This window comes from Desulfurococcaceae archaeon MEX13E-LK6-19, from assembly GCA_029637525.1.
Taxonomy (GTDB): domain Archaea; phylum Thermoproteota; class Thermoprotei_A; order Sulfolobales; family Desulfurococcaceae; genus MEX13ELK6-19.
This window is the reverse complement of record CP072660.1, coordinates 936,471-956,557: the sequence shown is the minus strand read 5'-3', so window position 1 is coordinate 956,557 and position 20,087 is coordinate 936,471. Positions and strand designations below refer to the sequence as shown.

The 20,087-nt window shown below is 39.2% G+C and carries 18 protein-coding genes; 5 read left to right on the top strand and 13 right to left on the bottom strand.

The window, feature by feature from the left end; translation table 11 throughout:
* Window position 1: 1 nt before the first annotated feature.
* From J4526_05325 to J4526_05305, 5 genes are read right to left on the bottom strand one after another with little or no spacing between them, the layout of a single operon-like run.
* Window positions 2-1,252, bottom strand: a complete 1,251-nt coding sequence (locus J4526_05325; protein ID WFO76249.1) for a hypothetical protein — start codon at window positions 1,250-1,252, stop codon at window positions 2-4.
* Window positions 1,252-2,634, bottom strand: coding sequence for a DUF58 domain-containing protein (locus J4526_05320; protein ID WFO76248.1), 1,383 nt, complete (start codon window positions 2,632-2,634; stop codon window positions 1,252-1,254). Before J4526_05320 ends, J4526_05325 begins: the two co-directional genes overlap by 1 nt.
* A 12-nt stretch (window positions 2,635-2,646) precedes the next feature.
* Window positions 2,647-3,597 (bottom strand): MoxR family ATPase, encoded by a 951-nt coding sequence (locus J4526_05315; GenBank protein ID WFO76343.1) that lies wholly within the window; start codon window positions 3,595-3,597, stop codon window positions 2,647-2,649.
* 7 nt (window positions 3,598-3,604) lie between these two features.
* Window positions 3,605-5,134, bottom strand: a complete 1,530-nt coding sequence (locus J4526_05310) for a hypothetical protein (GenBank protein ID WFO76247.1) — start codon at window positions 5,132-5,134, stop codon at window positions 3,605-3,607.
* On the bottom strand, window positions 5,124-6,236 hold the full coding sequence (locus J4526_05305; GenBank protein WFO76246.1) for a hypothetical protein: 1,113 nt from the start codon (window positions 6,234-6,236) through the stop codon (window positions 5,124-5,126). The genes J4526_05310 and J4526_05305 overlap by 11 nt, the downstream gene beginning before the upstream one ends.
* 90 nt (window positions 6,237-6,326) lie before the next feature.
* Here J4526_05305 and J4526_05300 point away from each other — a divergent pair, with 90 nt between their 5' ends.
* Entirely contained in the window at window positions 6,327-7,145 is an 819-nt protein-coding gene (locus tag J4526_05300; protein WFO76245.1) for a BtpA/SgcQ family protein, read from the top strand.
* Window positions 7,146-7,202: 57 nt separating this feature from the next.
* Here the strand turns inward: J4526_05300 and J4526_05295 are convergent, their stop codons facing one another.
* From J4526_05295 to thyX, 4 genes are all read right to left on the bottom strand, one after another.
* A complete protein-coding gene (locus tag J4526_05295) occupies window positions 7,203-7,838 on the bottom strand; it encodes a hypothetical protein (GenBank protein WFO76244.1) in 636 nt (211 codons plus the stop codon).
* Between the two features lie 41 nt (window positions 7,839-7,879).
* A complete protein-coding gene (locus J4526_05290) occupies window positions 7,880-8,443 on the bottom strand; it encodes a YkgJ family cysteine cluster protein (protein ID WFO76342.1) in 564 nt (187 codons plus the stop codon).
* Between the two features lie 84 nt (window positions 8,444-8,527).
* Window positions 8,528-9,064: a dCTP deaminase gene (locus tag J4526_05285; protein WFO76243.1), complete on the bottom strand. Its 537-nt coding sequence runs from the start codon at window positions 9,062-9,064 to the stop codon at window positions 8,528-8,530.
* A 17-nt stretch (window positions 9,065-9,081) separates the two neighbouring features.
* Window positions 9,082-10,065 carry an FAD-dependent thymidylate synthase gene (gene thyX, locus J4526_05280; protein WFO76242.1) on the bottom strand — a complete coding sequence of 328 codons (984 nt, stop codon included), beginning with the start codon at window positions 10,063-10,065 and terminating at the stop codon, window positions 9,082-9,084.
* A gap of 166 nt (window positions 10,066-10,231) precedes the next feature.
* Between thyX and J4526_05275 the strand changes: the two genes are divergently transcribed.
* Complete coding sequence (locus tag J4526_05275) at window positions 10,232-11,515, top strand: hypothetical protein (protein WFO76241.1); 1,284 nt, start codon at window positions 10,232-10,234, stop codon at window positions 11,513-11,515.
* Here J4526_05275 and J4526_05270 read toward each other — a convergent pair.
* Complete coding sequence (locus J4526_05270; GenBank protein WFO76341.1) at window positions 11,498-12,232, bottom strand: anaerobic ribonucleoside-triphosphate reductase activating protein; 735 nt, start codon at window positions 12,230-12,232, stop codon at window positions 11,498-11,500. The two genes, J4526_05275 and J4526_05270, sit on opposite strands and share 18 nt — an antisense overlap.
* A gap of 150 nt (window positions 12,233-12,382) precedes the next feature.
* Window positions 12,383-14,353: an anaerobic ribonucleoside triphosphate reductase gene (locus J4526_05265; protein WFO76240.1), complete on the bottom strand. Its 1,971-nt coding sequence runs from the start codon at window positions 14,351-14,353 to the stop codon at window positions 12,383-12,385.
* Between the two features lie 282 nt (window positions 14,354-14,635).
* Here J4526_05265 and J4526_05260 point away from each other — a divergent pair, with 282 nt between their 5' ends.
* Genes J4526_05260 through J4526_05250 form a run of 3 tightly spaced genes read left to right on the top strand, consistent with a single transcriptional unit; the run spans window position 14,636 to window position 17,600 of the window.
* Complete coding sequence (locus J4526_05260) at window positions 14,636-14,923, top strand: hypothetical protein (GenBank protein ID WFO76239.1); 288 nt, start codon at window positions 14,636-14,638, stop codon at window positions 14,921-14,923.
* A gap of 29 nt (window positions 14,924-14,952) precedes the next feature.
* Window positions 14,953-16,719: a 2-oxoacid:acceptor oxidoreductase subunit alpha gene (locus J4526_05255; protein ID WFO76238.1), complete on the top strand. Its 1,767-nt coding sequence runs from the start codon at window positions 14,953-14,955 to the stop codon at window positions 16,717-16,719.
* A gap of 2 nt (window positions 16,720-16,721) precedes the next feature.
* Window positions 16,722-17,600 carry a 2-oxoacid:ferredoxin oxidoreductase subunit beta gene (locus J4526_05250; protein ID WFO76237.1) on the top strand — a complete coding sequence of 293 codons (879 nt, stop codon included), beginning with the start codon at window positions 16,722-16,724 and terminating at the stop codon, window positions 17,598-17,600.
* Between the two features lie 121 nt (window positions 17,601-17,721).
* On the opposite strand, the gene J4526_05245 is transcribed toward J4526_05250, so the two are convergent.
* Window positions 17,722-19,314, bottom strand: a complete 1,593-nt coding sequence (locus J4526_05245; protein WFO76236.1) for a radical SAM protein — start codon at window positions 19,312-19,314, stop codon at window positions 17,722-17,724.
* 18 nt (window positions 19,315-19,332) lie between these two features.
* The gene (locus tag J4526_05240; GenBank protein ID WFO76235.1) at window positions 19,333-20,052 is read right to left on the bottom strand and encodes an HAD family hydrolase; all 720 of its coding nucleotides are present in this window, start codon (window positions 20,050-20,052) and stop codon (window positions 19,333-19,335) included.
* Between the last annotated feature and the right edge of the window lie 35 nt (window positions 20,053-20,087).

Here is a 20,087-nt window from a genome sequence, read left to right as displayed (position 1 = left end):
TCTACCCCCACAACACTTTTATTACTGTTTTTATGATACCTATTAACCCTTTATACTCACTTGTAGCTCGTGCTATATAATTGTTGAGGTAAGGAATAGTATTTGTATTAATGTACTCAACTAATCTATTAAGAAAGTCTATAACTTCCCCGAAAATGCCTGTAGTTGTTGGCTGGGGAGGTGTCATCCCTAAAACAGTATAGATTGCATGATATACTATATCAGGATTTATGTACATTAGGAAGAATGCATAAGCTAACGTTAGTAATAGATAAAGGAACGGATCTGATTTCGGAACCCGTAGAACAAACCTTATTTCTCTCTCAACACTACGTTTGAATCTTTCTGGAGAAACCATTCCATATGCCCAATTCTTAAAGCTCCTACCGAAAACATACGATATTGGGAGTGAGACAAAGAATGCAAAGTACTTCAGTTGCTCGCTGAAACCCATCTCAACAAGGAACCCGAATACATCATATAGTAAGGGATATATAATCGACATTACTGCAAATAATAGGAAGGTTGTAACCGCACTTGTATATAGTTTTTGATGCCAAGTTTTATTCCTAAGTAATTCATCGTATTCTCTCTTAATCCAATCGGCAATCCTTTGTTTGGCATAAGATGGGTTTAGCCAAATAGTATCTGATATAAGGTCTGTTACATAATTCGTCAAGACAAAGAATACAGCGAATACTATGAATACGAACAACATTAAGCTTCCTATTCGTGTAGATAGAAATGTTGTAAAGACTATATGAGCTAGTTCACTACTGTAAATAACATTGTCTACTATACCCATGAACAGGTTAAGGACGTAGTATGCAAGAGCTATATATGAACCAACTATAATTACCGGGACTATTACTGTGAAAGGTATACCCCATAGTTTAATTCTGATCTTACGAGAACCTACACCTATTGTTATCATCTTCGATAATATATCGGCGTGAAGAATAAATATACTGTATAGAATAACATCATGAAGACCGGGTGCACCAAATATATAATTCACTTTGTATACAAGACCTGCTACAATGTAATATATTACGATTAATTCAGGCATTCCAAGTACTATTCCTATGAAAACAAGCGATAGACCGCCTAAGAGGACTGTTTGGAACAACAAGTCAAGAGCTGTAACGTACATGAGAATTCTGTACAGAGGATAGATGATGAGAATTATATAGATTGCTAAGTAAATAATCCTGTAGATACCCATTTTCTTGTCGAAAAGAATTCTAGGCATTATAGAGTCACCGACCTAAACTCCTCTATGAATGCAAGCAGTCTAGGAAGTAGTGTAGACGGGCCCACCTGGATTACCCTTATACCGTTTCTTGCAAGTATTCTTGCAGCCTCAGAGGCCTTCGCTATATTAGGATAGGCTAAGATCGTATATAGGCTTGCTTCAGGCCCTCTGATTTCTTCTAACTCATACAGTTCCGGCAATGGCGATACCACGACAACTCCATGTCTCATAGCAACAGCTTTCTTCGCTGCATCTATGAGCTCGGCAAGTTCGACTTTACCCTTATCTGATAATACATATGAGCTTATACTCGTGAACAACATGAAGAGTGTTTTTGTTCTTCTAGGCAATCTTGTTATAGAGTACTTCAACGCATCTCCAAGACTGTACCTTATTGGGGGCTCCGAGCCGGGTAGATATATCCTTATGTCAGCCATTGCATCAAGTATTCTATAGTACTGTGTTTTCCCTCTCTTTGGTGGAATGAATATTATTTCGTCAGGCATTCTTATAGTCAATCCAATCCAGTCTCCTTTCTGACTAGTAACTTGTCCAACACCAGCAATAACCCTAATTGCTTCTTCAAGCATTGTCTTGCCTAAAATACCGTGATACATAGCTGATGTCGCATCAAGTATTATTACCAGGTTAAGGCTTGCTTCTTTCTCAAACTCTTTAACGAAAGGCTTATGGTATCTAGCAAATGCTTTCCAATCAATAAACCTGTAATCATCACCCGGGACATATTCACGCAGCCCCATGAACTCTTGACCTATACCCTTCATACGAGCTTTGCTTAGACCAAGACTTGTTGAAACCCATCTGCCGAGTGCTCTTGGCGGTAATGGCATTGGTTTCGGCCTTACCTTCACAAGCTCTCTGCTCCCCGGTATTATGGCTCTATAATAGAATAATCCAAGGAGGTCTCTTGCAATAACTTCAACGCCAGTGAATTCATGAGTTCCTATCCTTGGTATCAATCGATAAGATAATTCTAGATAGCCTTTCGCCGGGATTATTCCAGAAGAAATATTTGTTCCCTTTACTTTCACGAAAGTACTAGGATAGTTGTCGCTAACTTCAACATATAGTAGGGGATAAAAAGTCGGGTTTATGATACGCGTAATGAATTGCGCTTCTTTACCTTCTATTAAAGGTTTCTCATATATTCTTTCTACTTTCAATTTATGTATAGCTCTCGCGGAGAATTCTACGATGACTCTCATAACCATTATATACGCTATTATAACGGCGACAATCAAGTATAGTTCACGAGGAATATACGGTTCATAGACTATTGTTACAGCTACAATAAAGCCTATGATAAACATCAGAGCAAAAATTCTACTAGTCATACGCACACTGGTTTCGTGCGACAAAAACAGTTACACCTACTCTACACCAGGTGTGGGCACGGGAACCTTCTTTAATACATCATCTATCACTTTATCTGTTGTATAACCTTCTAGTTCTGCTTCGGGTTTCAGGATTATTCTATGCCTCAGTATTGGTTTGGCGACAAATTTCACGTCGTCAGGTATGACATAGTCTCTTCCATCAATTAATGCCTTGGCTTTACTACATAGATACAATGATATAGCTGCTCTTGGCGAGCCTCCTAGTTTCACCATTGGATGTCTTCTTGTTTCTTCAACAATCTGTGTTATATAATCCATAATTGCATCATCTACTCTAACATAGGGTAACATACTCCTTATGGTTAACACGTCTTTGTCTGTTGCCACCGGGGTTACCTGGAATAACTGTATCGTGTGTATTCTTCGTAGTATCTCTTTAGTCTCCTCGTGGTCGGGATAATCTACAATTACCTTCATCAAAAACCTATCTAGCTGTGCTTCTGGTAGAGGGAATGTACCCTCCATTTCTATCGGGTTCATCGTGGCAATAACGAGGAATGGTTCAGGTAGTTTGAGTGTATTGCCTTCTATAGTTACTTGCCTCTCTTGCATCGCCTCGAGTAATGCTGATTGTGTTCTAGGGCTTGCTCTGTTAATCTCGTCGAATAGCACTATGTTAGCAAATATTGGTCCTTTTCTTAATTTGAACTCGCCAGACTTTGGATCATAAACAAAGGTGCCTATTATATCGCTTGGCAGTAGGTCAGGTGTTGCCTGTATTCTAGAGTACTTCATGTTAAAGCTTTTCGCAATAGTCTTAGCCATAGTTGTTTTAGCTACTCCCGGAACACCTTCTAAGAGGACATGTCCTCCAGAGTATAGTGAGATAAGTATGTGTATTAAGACATCTTTTTTACCAACTATGATCTTACTTGCTTCACGCAGTATCTTATCTGTTATCTCTTTAACATAACCCGGATTAATGCGTTTTTTAATGAAGGATTGCCTCGATTCCACGATAACCAGCCTTCCTCATAAGTGTGTAACCCATTTTTTCAAGTATTTGTTCAGAGTAGTCTATAAACTTACCTAAGCATCTTCTCCAAGAAATGATTATAGGTAATCTCCTCCTACCTTGGGCTTTAAGATACACTTTATACATCCATTCAATTCTTTTTATAAGAAGTCCCTCGTCGACCCCTAGTACACGTGCAAAAGATGCTATTTTCTCCCTACTCATAGCCACTGCTTCCAGTGGTTCTCCAAAGAATCTTCTTGTAGCCAAATCCATTATTTTCCATAGATTAATCAGAGCTTCCTTAGGCTTTGCAACCTTGGCTCCTTTTTCAAGAAAACTTTTCCTCAAAGTTGTTTCGGCTAAAACTTTTATCTCATCGACACCCTTTAGTTCAAGATATACTTCCTCTTTTATACCCAAGACACCTCTTAATACAAGAACTATTGCTGTAGCAATACCTAATGATGCGATGAAAGTCATCATTTTATTACCAGTTATAAATCCTGTAACAATATTGTCAATAGTTTTTAGCCAAAAGCCTATAAGTAGGAGGAACATAGCGGGATGGAAAGGTATGCCTATATTTTGTGGTTTAAAGTTATAATGACTATTATCAATTATTATTCTCGTACTATTAGATGGGGCTACCTCAGCCAATAATGCATCTATGAACTTATAGTATGTTCTATTTATTTGAGGGGTAGTTAATGCTTGATTAGTAAATGGAAAGCTATCAGATAATACTATTAGTTTTTTACCCTCAGTGGATGATGATAATCCTACCATAAAATACTGTCTATAGGTCGCAAAACCAAGTATGTTTAGTTCGTCTGGTTCACCATTATCATTTAAATCAATGAAAGAAGCTTCTACAGTACTGTAAACAATAATTCTATCAAATGGAGGAACACACGTTCGGTTTACAAGTATTATAGAAGCATAATTAAGTCTCATATCAATTACTTTCTTGGGTACAGCAATACTACAGATACTACATCCTGCTGATATAGGTACACATTGTTGTAAACCAAACAATACCTGCACTTGAGGATAAGGTGTAGCAGCGTATTTCCCTCCTACAAAACCAAGTTGAAACACTAAACGACCATCAATTCTCAGATTAAATAGGTCGAGTAATCTATTTGACGTAATATTTTCATCAGCAACAACTATAGATACATTGTGTGTAAGAAGAAGTGCATATAATTCAATGGCTTCTTCTTGCGTTATAGGTCTATCTGGCGCTATAATGAAAATTGTTGCATTACCTTTCGACGCCTCTTTAATAACTGTATCCCAGGTGTCCGCTACAACTACACTGTAGTTCTTTTTAATCAAGTAGTTGTAGAACATAGATGTACCCATATAGTCTATCGAGTAAGGACTCGCCGTACCTTGGTATAGTTTTACTGTGAACTGTATCACTTTAGCTGGCATACTTAGTGCAGCAACAATACCTATTATGAATAGAATGAAGATGAAGAGTTTTATCCTAGGATTCAATACTAACACCCAAATGCTTTCTCAGAATTTCAGCTACTCTTTCAATTTCATCTCTCCTAGGATACCTACCGCCATAAACACGTTCCTCGTAAATTTTTGTAACTGGTTCACCAATCTTCCTCATTGTTTCATCTGTTATCTTACTGAGGAACTCTCGTGGAGTTTCATGCCTATATTTCTTGAAGCCTTTGGCACGGGCTGCCATGTAATAAACTTTATAGATCTTCACAACAGGGTCTTTCTCGCCACGTGCAAGGAGACTTGTTAACTTAGCACTTGTCTTAGCAAGTACATCAGCCATTTTCGCTCCAAGTAACGGTTTTACACGAGTAGCAAATAACTCCGAAAGCTGTTTATGGAATATCATAAGCATTGCTGTAACAATCCCAATTATTATCAAGAACACAACAGTAGTATTTGGCGCCGTAATGGATGGAGCAGCCACACCACCACCGCTAGGCAAGAGACCTCCTTTACTACTTGGTAGTTGTGGAGGTTCAACAAGGCTTGCTGCACCGCCTGTTTCGTTAAGTAACTGGAATAAATCACCAATATTTGTTGTTTCGAAATTCGATCCGAGAACTTCGTTTAATGCCTGATCGAGCTCCATTTGTTCCTCGGGCGATAGCTCTTGTAAATTAGATAGTTTTTCTGCTAGCTCAAGGAGATCTTGATCTCCTATAGAATCACCATAAACCTCGAGGAGTTTAGATACATTAATATAAGCTCCAGTAGAGCCTATTCCTTCTGTAGCTGAAATAGCTGCTAAAGCTTTAGCCAGTTCTTCATCAGATATTGTAGCCCCTCCATACTTTTCATCAAGATAAGCTTGTAGTTCGTTAAGTAGCTTATTGGCTGTTTCATAGTCTCCTCGTTGCAATGCAGCTTCAATTTCGTCAACATAATTATTCACGGTAGTATCATTAAGTTTTCTCAAACTTTCAAGATAGTTTATCAATGTAGTATTATCTATTCTAACAAGATTTTCTACAGGCATATCAGGGTCCTGTCTTTGGGTTATGGATACTACATGGAGAGTATTAAATACGGCCACCATAACCGTTATCATTATCAGTATAACGGTTAAACGCATTACATTCAATACGTCGTCTCCTCGGAGACTGTTTAATAATATTCTGAATAAATAAATATATGTATTTCAGTAGACTTGAAAACAAGGAGGCTAAGAGTATTGATCGATGAGGGTTTCTTCTCTAAAAAGCCAGTGATTGGTGTTATACATTTACCTCCTTTACCTGGTTCGCCATGCCATAACATTGAATCGTCTATTGATTTTATTATTGATAATGCTATTAGAGATGCCAAGATCTATATTGATAACGGTGTCGATGCAATTATTCTGGAAAACTTCATGGATGCACCATTTGCTGTTAGAGTGTTGGAGCCCGAAACACTTAGCACAATGTCCATAATTGCTTGGGAGATCCAGAAGGAAATAGGTAAACCCATAGGCATTAATGTTTTACGGAATAGTGGCGTTGAAGCATTGTCGATAGCGTGTATTACGGGGCTCGATTTCATAAGAGTAAACGCGTTAGTGGAACATGTATGGGCTCCCGAGGGTTTACTGACACCTATAGCCAGAGACATTATGTTGAAAAAGAAGATGCTTCGTTGTAACGTAAAAGTGTTCGCTGATGTTAACGTGAAACATGGCTTGAGTATGTTTCCACTTGAGATGGCTATTAAAGAGACTGAAGAAAGAGGTATGGCTGATGCATTGATAGTAACTGGACAACGTACAGGTGAAGCACCATCCCCTGGATTGGTATATTATGTAAAGAAGATCTCGAAGAAACCTGTTATTATTGGAAGTGGCGTTAACTTGTTTAACATAAGACTTTACTTTAGAATTGCTGACGGGTTTATCGTAGGAACTTACTTTAAGAAAAATGGTGTCACAAAAAACCCTGTCGACCCTGCGCGCGTTAGTAACTTCATGAAGATAGTTAATGAATTAAGAAAAACACTGTCCCAGGATAAACATTAGTTCAGATACTCTACCCCTCCACACCATTAGCGTTCGGTGAGGGGATAGGTTCATCATCTACATACTCATTGATTCTCTGATCCTAGATATTATGTCTTTAGCTTTTATGCCTATGGACTCGAGGAAGTCTTCTGCATCACTTGGGTTCATACCAACTGTTTCAACAAGATATTTTACAAGTTTTTCTCTACTCCATCCTTCCTCGAAGTGTTTTGAAACAAGCCTACTTAGTTCTTCTATGAGTCTCTTATAGAGTTCTTCTTCAAAACCTGTTTCACGTGCAACAGAAATCAGTAGCGCTATTAGGAAAGCAAGAGCATCATTGAATTCTTTTTTGCCGAGGCTATGAATACTCATATCACTAGCGACGCCAATGTAGTCCTCGTCTCCGTAGAGAAGTGTTTTCGCGACTGGTATGTTGTTTAATCTTAAAAGTTTCCTGTAGATCATTACTCTATCTTTGTTGTCTAAATTAATAGTAGGTATGTTGGTTAAAATTACTGCACGTATACTTTTGGTGTCATCACTACAGAATATCGTTATTTCTATGGGGAATCTTGGGTGAATAGCTCTAACTGATTTCTCGTCAACAATCTCTACTTCCCAAGGGAAATCAACAAGGTTATCTGCATCAGGACGCCCTTCTTTAAGCCAACGAGCTATCTCGTTAACTACGTCTTTGCATTGTTGCAATCAAGTTCTCCCTCAAGAACAATTCGTCTTCAAAATAATATTTATTCCTTGTCATGTTTAAAAGAGGTACTATCTTCTTCACCACATACTTCATCAATGAGTTTCTCTAAAGCCTCAAGAGGTTCGTATCCCAGCTCAAATACTAGCTGGTACATTCTTTTGTAATGCATAGTTACTTCTTGGTAATACTTCTCCAAGTCATCCCAAGGAGGTTCTATAGGCTCACCTTTACCTACACCTGGACAATACCCATCAACATACATGATGTTCCGCTTACTAGGACTAGCTGGGAGAAATGGATAGAGTCTACATCTCATTGGCCTAGCTGGATAGATACTACATGTAGGTAACCCGTTATCATACCTAAGGAATACACAGACATCATTACCAACACTCCTAAGAGCCGGTACTGCAATCATGTCTGCAACAATAGCTATTATATACTTGCCTTTCAGTTCTCTCCAATCAACACCAAGGTACTTTGCAATACGGCAAACATCATAAGCAGTTAATGCAACATTTGGACCAGAAGTACAACAACGCCCACTTCTAATACACTGATACCTTATTTTCTCGCCCTTTCTGACTACAATATATTTCTTCAGTATACCCCGCCTCTCCTTAGTTGTTTACAGAGAGGTAGAGTTTGTAGAACTGTTTACTATAGTTTTCCCGTGTTTTCCTAAAATTTACCTTGATTTATCGGGTTTAGGTGGGGTTACTCCTTTTTGCTTCTGGTACTTTCCTTCATAAGGCTTGTATACAGGACTACTTGTTCTAGCAAATATTACATGCAAGAATCTTTGTCCAGGATACACTCTTATGGGTACACTACTACCAATAATCTCTATTGTTACCTGGCCTTTAAATCCGGAATCTATAATTGTCGGAGGTATGTACAATCCTAGTCTTGCAAAAGTGCTCCTCAGATTTACAAATCCTATGAGGTCATGTGGGATTTCTATCCATTCCTCAGTAGTGGTTAGTATGTGCTCAAGAGGATTTATTACAAAACCTTCTTCACCAACCTCAATACATTCTAAGAACTCTTCAGGTATTGGATTACGTGAGTCTACTACTATGCTACTCGTCTTCTTGAATCTACAGAACTCATTTCCAAATCTTAAATCAACACCATTTTCTCTGATCGTGTCATCATATAGTGGATTTATGACTAGTAGCTTTTTCTCAATATATATTCTTATATCCCAGTCACTTAGGATCAATGTAAACACCCGTATAATTACTGCTTTCTGCCATTGTTTTGGAGATATTCGTTAAACAATATATAATTGTCTTCCCAAGGATCCTTTAGACTGGACAATACACATTGCCTAATATTATCTCTTGGTACAAGCTCAGGGCATCTCTCAATAACGAATTCAATATTATCTTTAATGAAGCTGAGGAGACTACATGGATTGTCTCTAACACGGTTCTCATATAATACGCATCGAGGACCAGCATAGGAGAACATTGATGGATGTACTCGGAGTAATTCACGCAACATACTCCAGGCAATGTACCTTATTTCCCACTGGGCATGACTACATGTCCTTAATGGCAGAAAGTTTTCTATAAGCTCACGCGCATTCATCGTGACATAGATCCTTGTTTTAACAGCTTGTGGTAGCAGAAACCTAGCGTCCTCGGGATGATATCCGTTTGCAAGTGCCTTGTAGTATTTTTCAAGACACAGCAACAGTTCCTTGATAAACTCTTTATCGTTTTTCTTGACAACTCTAGGGGGTATAATAAATCCCTGACAAACAATATTGTATAACACATCATCATTAATCTCATCAATTCTCTCAATGATCTCATGGAGTATGGTACTATATTTATGATAGAGTTCCTGCTTACTAATCGAGCTAGGAATACTTATCTCTAAGTATTTCGCCGAGACATTGACCACACTTTTCAATAATTTATCTCCTCTTCTTTGACTCAATTGTGTATAACTTGCAATCCTATGTCTGACGATTTGGTGGCTGGCAACTCTAGAGCAAGTTATTTCGAAGCTATAGAAAGAGTGCTCCAGCGGTGAGCCATGACCTCGTCTTATAAGCTCTTTAACCCATATCTCCTTTTGTTCATCATCAATACTTGACAGTATTGTATTCATATCCTTGCTTGATAGTGTTAACTTGGCAGCACCAGCAACAATATTTTCGCCATCAACACTATACCTTATCAACACAACACTAGGTTTACAAATCTCAAACATCCTAGTTTCCCGCTTTACATGCTCCACAATAAAACCTTCTTAAATAACAGACCACAAGTTTATATCGAGGAAATTATTTAGAGAACTTGGAACAAGTAATAGGCTGTACACATATAATATCGTATGTCTGAAATAATATACAATATCTGAAAAGATGAAGGCAGCCATGCTTAATCTAAGAAAGATCCCTCCCGAATTCATTATAGGAGCAGTACTTGCAACATTGGTGTTGCTTCTAGGAATTTACAATACATTACAAGCTCAAAACATTACAGGTAGTGCAACTTATATTCAAATCCAGAACACCACTACATCGGCGATAAATAATACCACCATAATCAACGAGACCACGAATATTCCAAGATGTATCATATATGGTTTATCTACATGCCCTCATTGTAATGCCTTAAAGAGGTTTTTCGACGAAAATAATATAACCTGTGAATTCCGCGATGTATACTCTTCAAACGATTATAAAAACGATTTCATGATTATTATAATGAAAGCACGGTTAGGGCCTTATGTTCCGACAACTATAGTCTTAGACACAAATAATAGTGTTGTAGCTATTGTTCAGGGGGAGATCTCTAACATAAAGTTTTGGAGAAACCTATTGAATCGTACATCTAACGGTACAGCAACAGTATATGTAGTATCAGCTACTAAGGTTGAAAGCAAATGGATTATTGATACTAATGCTACAAAAATAATACAGGAAGCTGTATTATCATCAAGTAATGCAGGTTCATCAAGTAATGGAGGAGCCTCAAATAATATTGCTCCGGCCAATGAGGAAGAACTATTTGGTCTCATGACGAGCATGTTTGTTTTAGCGCTGGTAGACTCAGTAAACCCATGTGCTATATCTACGGCTATGATTATATCTGCTAACGCTATAGCACTTGGTTTCTCGGGTAAGAAGAAGTATTTACCGTTAGTAATGTTTGTCCTAGGCGTGTATATAGGATATTTTATTGTAGGATACTTTGCTTCAATACTTGCATATCACAATATCTTCCTATCAATCGTTATAGCTTTCGCGATAATGCTTATTGCCAGAGACATACACAGGTTCCGTGTAGGAAAAATAACTGAAGAAATAACATGTGATGAACGTGAATGTCTACCGGGATTCCTTTCTAAGGTTCCTAAATGGCTTTTCCCTACAGCACTACTTGGTTTCGGCGCGATAATATCATGGTCTTTTATGCTATGCTCAGCTGCCCCGTATATACTCTTTGTAACGCTACTCTCTAGAACAGTAACAAGCGAGGCTGTCAAAATAATACTTATAGGCGTTTACTGCTCGATAATAGTCATACCAATCATTCTTGCTGGAGTAGCATCACAATTCATATCAAAAACAATACTTAATATAAAGAAGATAACTGCGTTCAGAATAATAATATTGATAATAATTTCATTAATCGCATTAAGCTACCTGTTTTAACTCCTCTACTACATACTTAATTGAGATCTTATCAATGCCTCTACTCCTCAATATCTTGGCTATGTTATCAAGAGTAGTATTGAGCGGATTACAGTATTCACTACACCACTTACTATCTCTAGGTGATGTAATAGGATGCCCTAGAAGAGGCTGTATGATAAAGTAGTAGTTATCGTAGGAACCTAGTACCGATAACACTTCATCGATATACTTTTCCATGTATCTTAGACTAATATTTCTTGCAACAGGTATTCTCAGCTCCAAGGGTATATTATGCAGTACAACTAATTTCAGCGATTTAATGAACAGTCTCCATAACTTCATTGATGTATCTACATTAAATCCGTACAAAAGCTCTGGTGGAATCTTGATATCCGTCGCGATATGATCTACAAGATCCTTCTCTAATATCTTCTCTAAGGGTTTAAACAAAGTCAGGTTAGAGTTAATACTTATAGGAACACCAATGTTTTCTTTCACTTTCCTTAGAAACTCTATTAAATTTCTCCATTGAATTAGTGGTTCGCCTCCTGTTATATGTAAATAATCTATGAACAATCTAGCCGACTCTAGTTCGTTGAGAAGCTTTTCTTCATTAATTATTCTGCACAAGTCTTTACTCCATGTAGCTATTTTCCAGTTATGGCAGAAAGGACACTTGAGATTACATCCACATAACCATAGTGTAAACGTTACAGCCTGATAAACATCAACCATGCTTATACTTTTCCAGCCAGAACCAATCAACCCATTTTGTTTCCCACAGTATTCCACAATAAACACCGAGACAAGTTGTCATATATGTAAAATAATGTCTAAAAATTGATGAAATAAAATATGACAAGTATTTTGGAGTCGACAACTATTTTATTTAGACAAGCCATTCTTTCCATAGTGTCTTCTTGTCCAGAATTCTTTTCTACGGAACGGGTTCCAGTTCTTTAGCGGACGGTAGTAGCCTATGATTCTGCTCCAGATCTCTAGGTCTGTGTTGCCGCAAGCCGGGCACTTTGTGTATAAGCCTGTGTAGTGTCTTCCACACTTGTTACACACTGTTATTGCTGGTGTATAGCTCCAGTACACGAGATCAGTCTGGATAAGCCTCTTGGTAAGCTTTGCAAGGGCTTCTGGATCGGGTTCTTCGCCTAGGAATATATGCATCATTACGCCGCCAGTAAAGCTCTTCTGGACACGTGACTCTATCTCTATCCTATCAGCCAACTCCAATGCACCATAGTACGGTGCTATACTGGTCGAGTAGATCGGGTTCTCGGGGTCGCTGAGATACTCTATCACCTCTGGGTACTTCTTCACGTCTGCTAGAGCTAGCTTAGCGGCTGCTGATTCACCGGGTACCTCTTCAACGTTCCATGGAGTTCCTGTTTCCTCCATCCATTTCCTAGCCTTAGCCGTAGCATAATCAACGATCTTCTTCATGATCTCGGTTGCACGTAGCCAGTCTTTCTTACTGCCTTCGAACCATAAGTCTGGTTGCTGCATGTATATCGCTGCTGCCTCGGGCAACCCAAGAATGCCTATGGTGTTGAAGTGGCTTGATGGGAATTCTGTAAGGTACTCTATTATCATGCTGTAGACACTTGGGAACATCTTCATTAGTTTCATGTACCGTTGTCTGAACCAATCCTCACTTATCTTGACTAACTCTAATACATCGTCATAGATCTCCCAGAACCTTGTATCGTCTCCACGAGCTTCCAAAGCTATTCTTGGCAAGTTAACTGTTGTCACATTGATCGAGCCTGTTATGTCGGGCATAGCCCATATTCCGCCGAATCTCTTTCTCTCAATAGTCTTTAGGGTCTCTTCATGTAGTTCCCTGAGGTCTTTCTTGAGGCTGAAGCCTAGCCCTAGCCCTTTAGCTGAGTTCCTGTATGCGTGTAATAGTTCTCTCTTGTCGATACTGAGTCTACAGCACATAGCGTAGGCTGCATCTGGGTCGACTACCCTGCTGTTGAGCCAGTAGAAGCTACCACGCTTAGCAGCAGTCTTGAATATTGCCTCGTGCACCTCGGGGTCATCCCAGATCATCCTGGCTGTAGCCATTAGCGTTGGTATAGGGAAGGTGAAAGGTCTACCTATAGCATCACCCTCCATCATCACGTCGGCGAGAGCCATTATGAAGGTTTTTGCTTCTTCTAAGTATTCTCCTAGAGGAGCAACTCGTTCGCCACGATAGATAGCGTAATCTCCCTCGAGAATCTTCTTACCGGCATCAAGAACCACTGTTAAGTTCGTGAAAGGTGTCTGCATGCCTACACGGCTCGGGAAGTTAAGGTTGTAGATCATTCTTTGCACTTGTTGTTTAACATACCTGTAGTCTCTACCCTCATTTCTAATGAACGGGCCTGCATAAAGTTCAATAGCACTAAATGCTTGAGCACCTGTAAAGTAGTGCTGCAAAGTTATAAGATAGTTTGCGACATGATCCACAAAGCTATCCAAATGCCTGGCTGGTCTAGCTAGGATCGTTGGTGTCCTCAATCCTTTTTCAAGTAAACGGGCAATTGAATGGCCAGTACAATAAGGTATGTAGAGACTGTATGGCAGTTTATGGACATAAATAATTCTCTCTAAATGAGCTTTTAGCACGGTATCAGGCATTAGACTCAAGTATTTCTCCATTGCATGTTCAGTAATGTATGAGAAGAACCCCGTGGGACCCGGGTACCTATTGGCATTCTCGAGTACGTCAAGAGAGTTCCACTTAGCATACTCTTCAATTATATCACTACTTCTATGGGAATCTCTACTGGCTTCACCTTCTCTCCAACGAGAATCCACTCTATAGATCTTTTTTACAGTCACTTTAAACACCATAAAAACCTATAGAAAAAACACTAGCCACTCTGCATGAGTAATTAATGTGGTAATACTATATAGTAGACGCGAGGACATAATTTACGATAACGTATCGTCAAGTATATACAGGCACCTACCTGTAACTACGGTATTACTTGGAGTACATAGTTTACTTCCACATGCTAAAATTCTATACACTAATAGTATTACTTGAAGGAACGTACTGTTCCTACGTTGTTCGAAGAAAAAATTAATCTAGTCTAGTTTTAATCTAATGTATGTTGAGAGGTGATTATTATTTTGACTACAGAGAAACCAGTAAAGATACAGCTGAAAGCACTAAAAGACTATATTGATAGAATAGGTGGAACGATTATTATTGAAGGAGAAAACGTTGAAGTCTTCATACCTGTTGAAGTAGAGGAGGTTGCGGGAGGTATTCAGTACCATATAAAAGGAAGAATTGAGGACAACGACATAATTATTGAGACTTGTGTAGTCAATGTTGAAACGGGGAAGGTTGCTTCCATAGATATAAAGGATCTACTTCCTTGGCTAAAGTATATTTCTGAACGTTTTGGAGAATAATTCTCCTTTACACCAGGGGTGTATATGCTTTGGGGAATACACAAGAGGTAATCCAAGTTCTCATAGGCGGTTCGGCTGGAAGCGGAAGTCTTACAGCAGGAACTGTTTTAGGTAGAGCTCTTACACGACTGGGATATCATGTAGTTGGTGTAAATGAGTACCCTAGTATTATACGAGGAGGACATACAGCTTATTGGGTTAGAGCAGGTGTTGATGAAGTTTATGAGCTTGATAATTATTGTGACTACATTATAGCAATGGACCCAGATACATTTACTAGGCATGAAAAAGAGTTCAGTGACAAAACAATAGTTATTTACGATCCAGAACAAATAAAGATTAATCCTCCACGTGGCAAAGTATACAGCATTCCATTAAGAAAACTTCTACGTGAACATAACTTACAACCAATTTCAATGAACATGATATCTATTGGCGCTACAGCAGCACTATTAGGAATACCTCTCGAGTACATATACAAGGGCATAGAAGATCAGTTCAGCGGCAAACAAAAAATTATTGACATAAACAAGAAGGCTGCCACAATAGGATACGAGTACGCTTCAATGAATCCTCTTGAGAATGCACCAGGACTACTCCCACCGAAACCATGGGGAGAAAGAATCTATGTAACAGGTAATGAGGCGTTAAGCCTCGGCATGATCAAAGCCGGGGTTAAGTTCTATGCTGCATACCCGATGACCCCAGCGTCATCAATACTACATTACATGATCAGTGTTTCCCGCGAGAAGGACATAATTGTCGTACAAGCCGAGAGCGAGATAGCAGCCGCCCAAATGGTTCTCGGCGCAGCATGGGCTGGTGTGAGAGCAGCAACAGCCACCAGCGGCGGCGGATTCGCCCTCATGAACGAAACTCTCAGCATGGCTGGCATGGTAGAAGCACCAATGGTCATAATATTAGCCATGAGAGCTGGGCCGAGTACAGGCATGGCTACAATGAATGGTCAAGAGGATCTTCTCTATGCAGTATTCGCTGGTCATGGTGAGTTCACGAAACTTGTCGTGGCCCCGGAGGATCAGTACCATGCTTATAAGAGGATTATAGAAACATTCAACCTAGCCGAAAAATACCGTGTTCCCGCTATTGTACTTGAAGACAAACACATGGCTGAAAGCCATAGAAGCGTTCATGCATTCCCCGAGGACGTAATAATAGATCGTGGTCCATTGTTGTTCCCCGAAGAGGCAATGAAGAAAATCAAGGAAGGATGGGTATTCAAACCCTATGAGATAACGGAAACAGGCGTCTCCACATGGGTTATACCGGGGACTCCCGGCGCACTAGTAAAGTCAGATGGCAATGAGCACGATGAATTCGGTTATAGAACCATAGACCCTGTGATAGCCTCGAAAATGTATCTTAAGAGGATAAGGAAAGGCGAGTACTTGAGGAGAGAAATAGAGGAGAAGTATGACCCTATAAAAACATACGGATATAGTATCGATGAAGCAGACTTGATAGTATTCTCGTTCGGCAGTGCAACATGGGCTGTTCTTGAAGCAAAGAAGTATCTAGATAAGCAAGGGCTCAAGATCGCCGTTGTGCAACCAGTATATCTAGCACCATTCCCAGTAAACGTCTTTAAGAAAATAATTGGCAACAATACAAGCAAACCCATGGTTACAGTAGAGTATAATGCAACAGGTCTTCTTGGAAAACTAATAGCTCTGGAAACAGGGATCAAACCACATGGCCACATAGGTAAAGTTGATGGAAGACCTTTTAGAGCACAAGATCTTGCTCGAGAGATAGAAAAGTTCTATAAGAGGTGATCATGATGGTGTTTGCACAACCTATTTCACCTGAAACAAAACGCGTAATAACATGGTGTCCAGGCTGTGGTAACTACAGTATATTCAAGGCTTTCACCACAGCTATTAAGGAACTAGGTATTGAGCCCTGGAGAGTAGTTGTTATAACAGGTATTGGTTGCCATGGTAAATTAACAGATTACGTAGCAACAAACTCTATACACACCCTACATGGCAGAGTACCACCATTAGCTACTGCAATAAAGCTAGTCAACCCAGATCTTGTCGTTATTGGATTTGCTGGAGATGGAGATGCCTATGGTATTGGTGCTGGACACTTACCACACGTTATAAGGAGGAATGTTGACATAAAATTATTTGTTCATAACAACAAGATCTATGGTTTAACAACAGGACAGGCATCACCAACAACAGACAAGGGCCAGATAACAAGAACGACGCCATGGGGTAATATAGAAGAACCTATAAACCCAATAGCATGGGCTATTAGTCTTGGCGCAAGTTTCGTGGCAAGAGGCTTCGCTGGCGATATCGAGCACCTCAAATGGCTTATGAAGGAAGCTATTAAACATAAGGGCTTCGCAATAATAGACATACTTCAGCCCTGTGTTACATTCGATAGAATACATACCTATCAGTGGTATAGGGAGAGGATATATAAATTAGAAGAAGAAGGTCATGACCCAACAAACTGGGTTGAAGCAATGAAGAAAGCATATGAGTGGGGCGAGAGAATACCCATAGGGATATTCTATAGAGTCAGGAAACCAACATTCGAAGAGCTCATGCCAACCATAAAGGACAAGCCACCAATAGTGTTTAGACCCTTGAAAACAACAATCAGAGACCTCTTAGAGAGAAGACATAGTTTATCCAAGTAGATGTTATTTTTAACTAAATATTAACACTTAACATTAACACTTAACCTCGAGTACATGAAACTACCTATAAAAGACCTTATTAATTACTAGATTACTAGATGATGAGGCCTACGGGGCTTGATTACTGGTGATGACTCCGTGTATTGCTGATTTCTTTTTCCCCAATAATTTCTGCTAAAATAGATTTAGATGCATACTTTATTGGTTTTACACTAACTATCTTTTTCAACTCTATTTTCCCTCTTATCTTGAACACTATGGGATAACTCGCTGGTTGTCTCGCAATTGTGAATCCTTCCTGGTATGTTTCTGTAAACAAATACTTTACAATAATGTTTGGTGGAACAAGACGCTTCATCATTGGCTGATCGATTTCCTGCATAATCTTAATTCTATATGATCTATATAAGCGATCATGTTTTTTAATTAGATAGTTAACCTCATCACGTCTCGCCCACAATGGCGTGTTTTCGAGAACACTTACTTTCCTTATATTTATTCTCCTTAGGAGTAATCCTTCATCAAGTATTTTCTTCAAATACTCATAATTGATTCTGTAGGTTTCTTTAGTCTCACCGGGCAGACCATATAACAGGTTTACTCCTGGAAGAAGCTCTGGTAATCCATTCCATCCACGTCTGGCGCCTATTTCGTTTATTATTCTTATAGCAGCCAAGGCTTCTTCTGGCATTACTTTTAAGTTATTTCGTTTAATGACTTTGGGGTCAAAACTCTCTATACCAAGAGCGGCTACATCGCCAGGAGTATGATATTTTATTATAATCTTGAGGGCTTCTCGTGAAGTCTCAGGGTGATGAGCTATTGTGCCAGGGTTAACGTTATCTATGTGGAGAACTTTGAGCCCGGGGGCAACACTTCTTATTCCATGAAATAGTTTCTCCAATTCTCTGATGTTTGGTTTAGGGAATTCTTCTTTACCTGTATCAATAGCCTTGTATGCTAGTATATCAGGTTGTTTACCTATCCTGAAGTGTATTGCACCATTCTGGTATAGTGCTTCAATCTCTTTAATAACGTCCTTGGGTTCTCTAAAAAGCACATTACCGTATCTTGGCTCTATACAGAAGCTACAACCTCCCGTAACGTATCTTGGGCATCCACGGAAAGTCTCTATTTCAACTATAAGATTCCAGCCATAGTTTGGATGTTGTCTTATTATTGCCGAACCCAATCTAAATGCTTCATTAGCAATAGTATAATTTTCACGTAGTCTCCAGGGTTCCGCTCTCTCAAAACCATGTTTAAGAGCCTCGGTTATAAAGATCTCTATATCACCCGGCACAATGTGGTCAAATAGTCTTTCAAGTCTTTTTCTTGAATAAGCTTGCGAGCCTCCACCAAGACCTAATCCAAACTTCGCTGCCGGTCCAACAAGTATTCTTGTTTTCTCAGATAACAGTATTGAAAATCGTTCTATTTCTTCCAAAGTGATTGGTTTCCCACCTATGTATCTACCTGGTACTTCTGCTCCAGCAATAAAGTATATTTGATCACTTTCAAGACATTTATTTACGAATAATTCGGGATTCTTTCTTGCCTCATCTATTGTAAAGTAATGGATCCTAATACTCTTATCATGAAGCCATAGAGACCCGGCTATTAGCCTTGGGTAAGTACCTATGTATGGAGGAACCCCTAAGCCAGCTGGCTCGTCGGTATACCCGTCTAGTATTACTACACGTGATACCTTCATTTTTCTCCACAGAAAACACTAGCTTATCGTCTTTATATAATTGAATGCTCTGGACAGCTCGTTGAAGCAAGGTTCTCTCTCACATGGTTTATGCCTTGCTATCAATATAGCGCCTTTGTATCCAGCATTAATCGCTCCATCAAAATCCTTAATAGGATCATCTCCTAAATGTATTATCTCTTGCGGTTTTACTCCAAGGAGCTCGGCTGTCTTAATAAATATCACCGAGCTAGGTTTTCTATATCCAATTAGTTGTGATGAAACCACTACATCAAAATAATCTAGAAGGTTATTATATTCAAGAGCACTAACTGCAACATCATGGCTACTTCCATTGGTTATAGCAGCAACTGATAATCCGTGTTTTTTCACGTTATCAAGAAACCATCGTACATCACTATATGGACGTAGTGTTGTCTTGTATACATTAATATAAAGGCTATAGGCTTCCTCGATAATTCCTTGTTTTAATTTTATGCCAAGAATCTTGAACACGTAATAAATCATTAGTTTTGCCCAATACTCGTAGTCAACACCACTTTCTATGCCCGCTAAGTTCTTCCAAGTTTTTAGTGCTCTAAACACGTCGTCTATAGAAATATCATATCCCTTGCCTTGTAAAAACGATACAATGTTATTCCAAGCTGCGGCCATACTATCAGATGGGTATTCCCCGTAGCAAGCTGTATTGTAGAGAAGAGTGCATCCTATATCGAGAGAGATTGCTTTCAAAGACACATCGCATCACAATCCATCAGTATTTGCCGTATTCA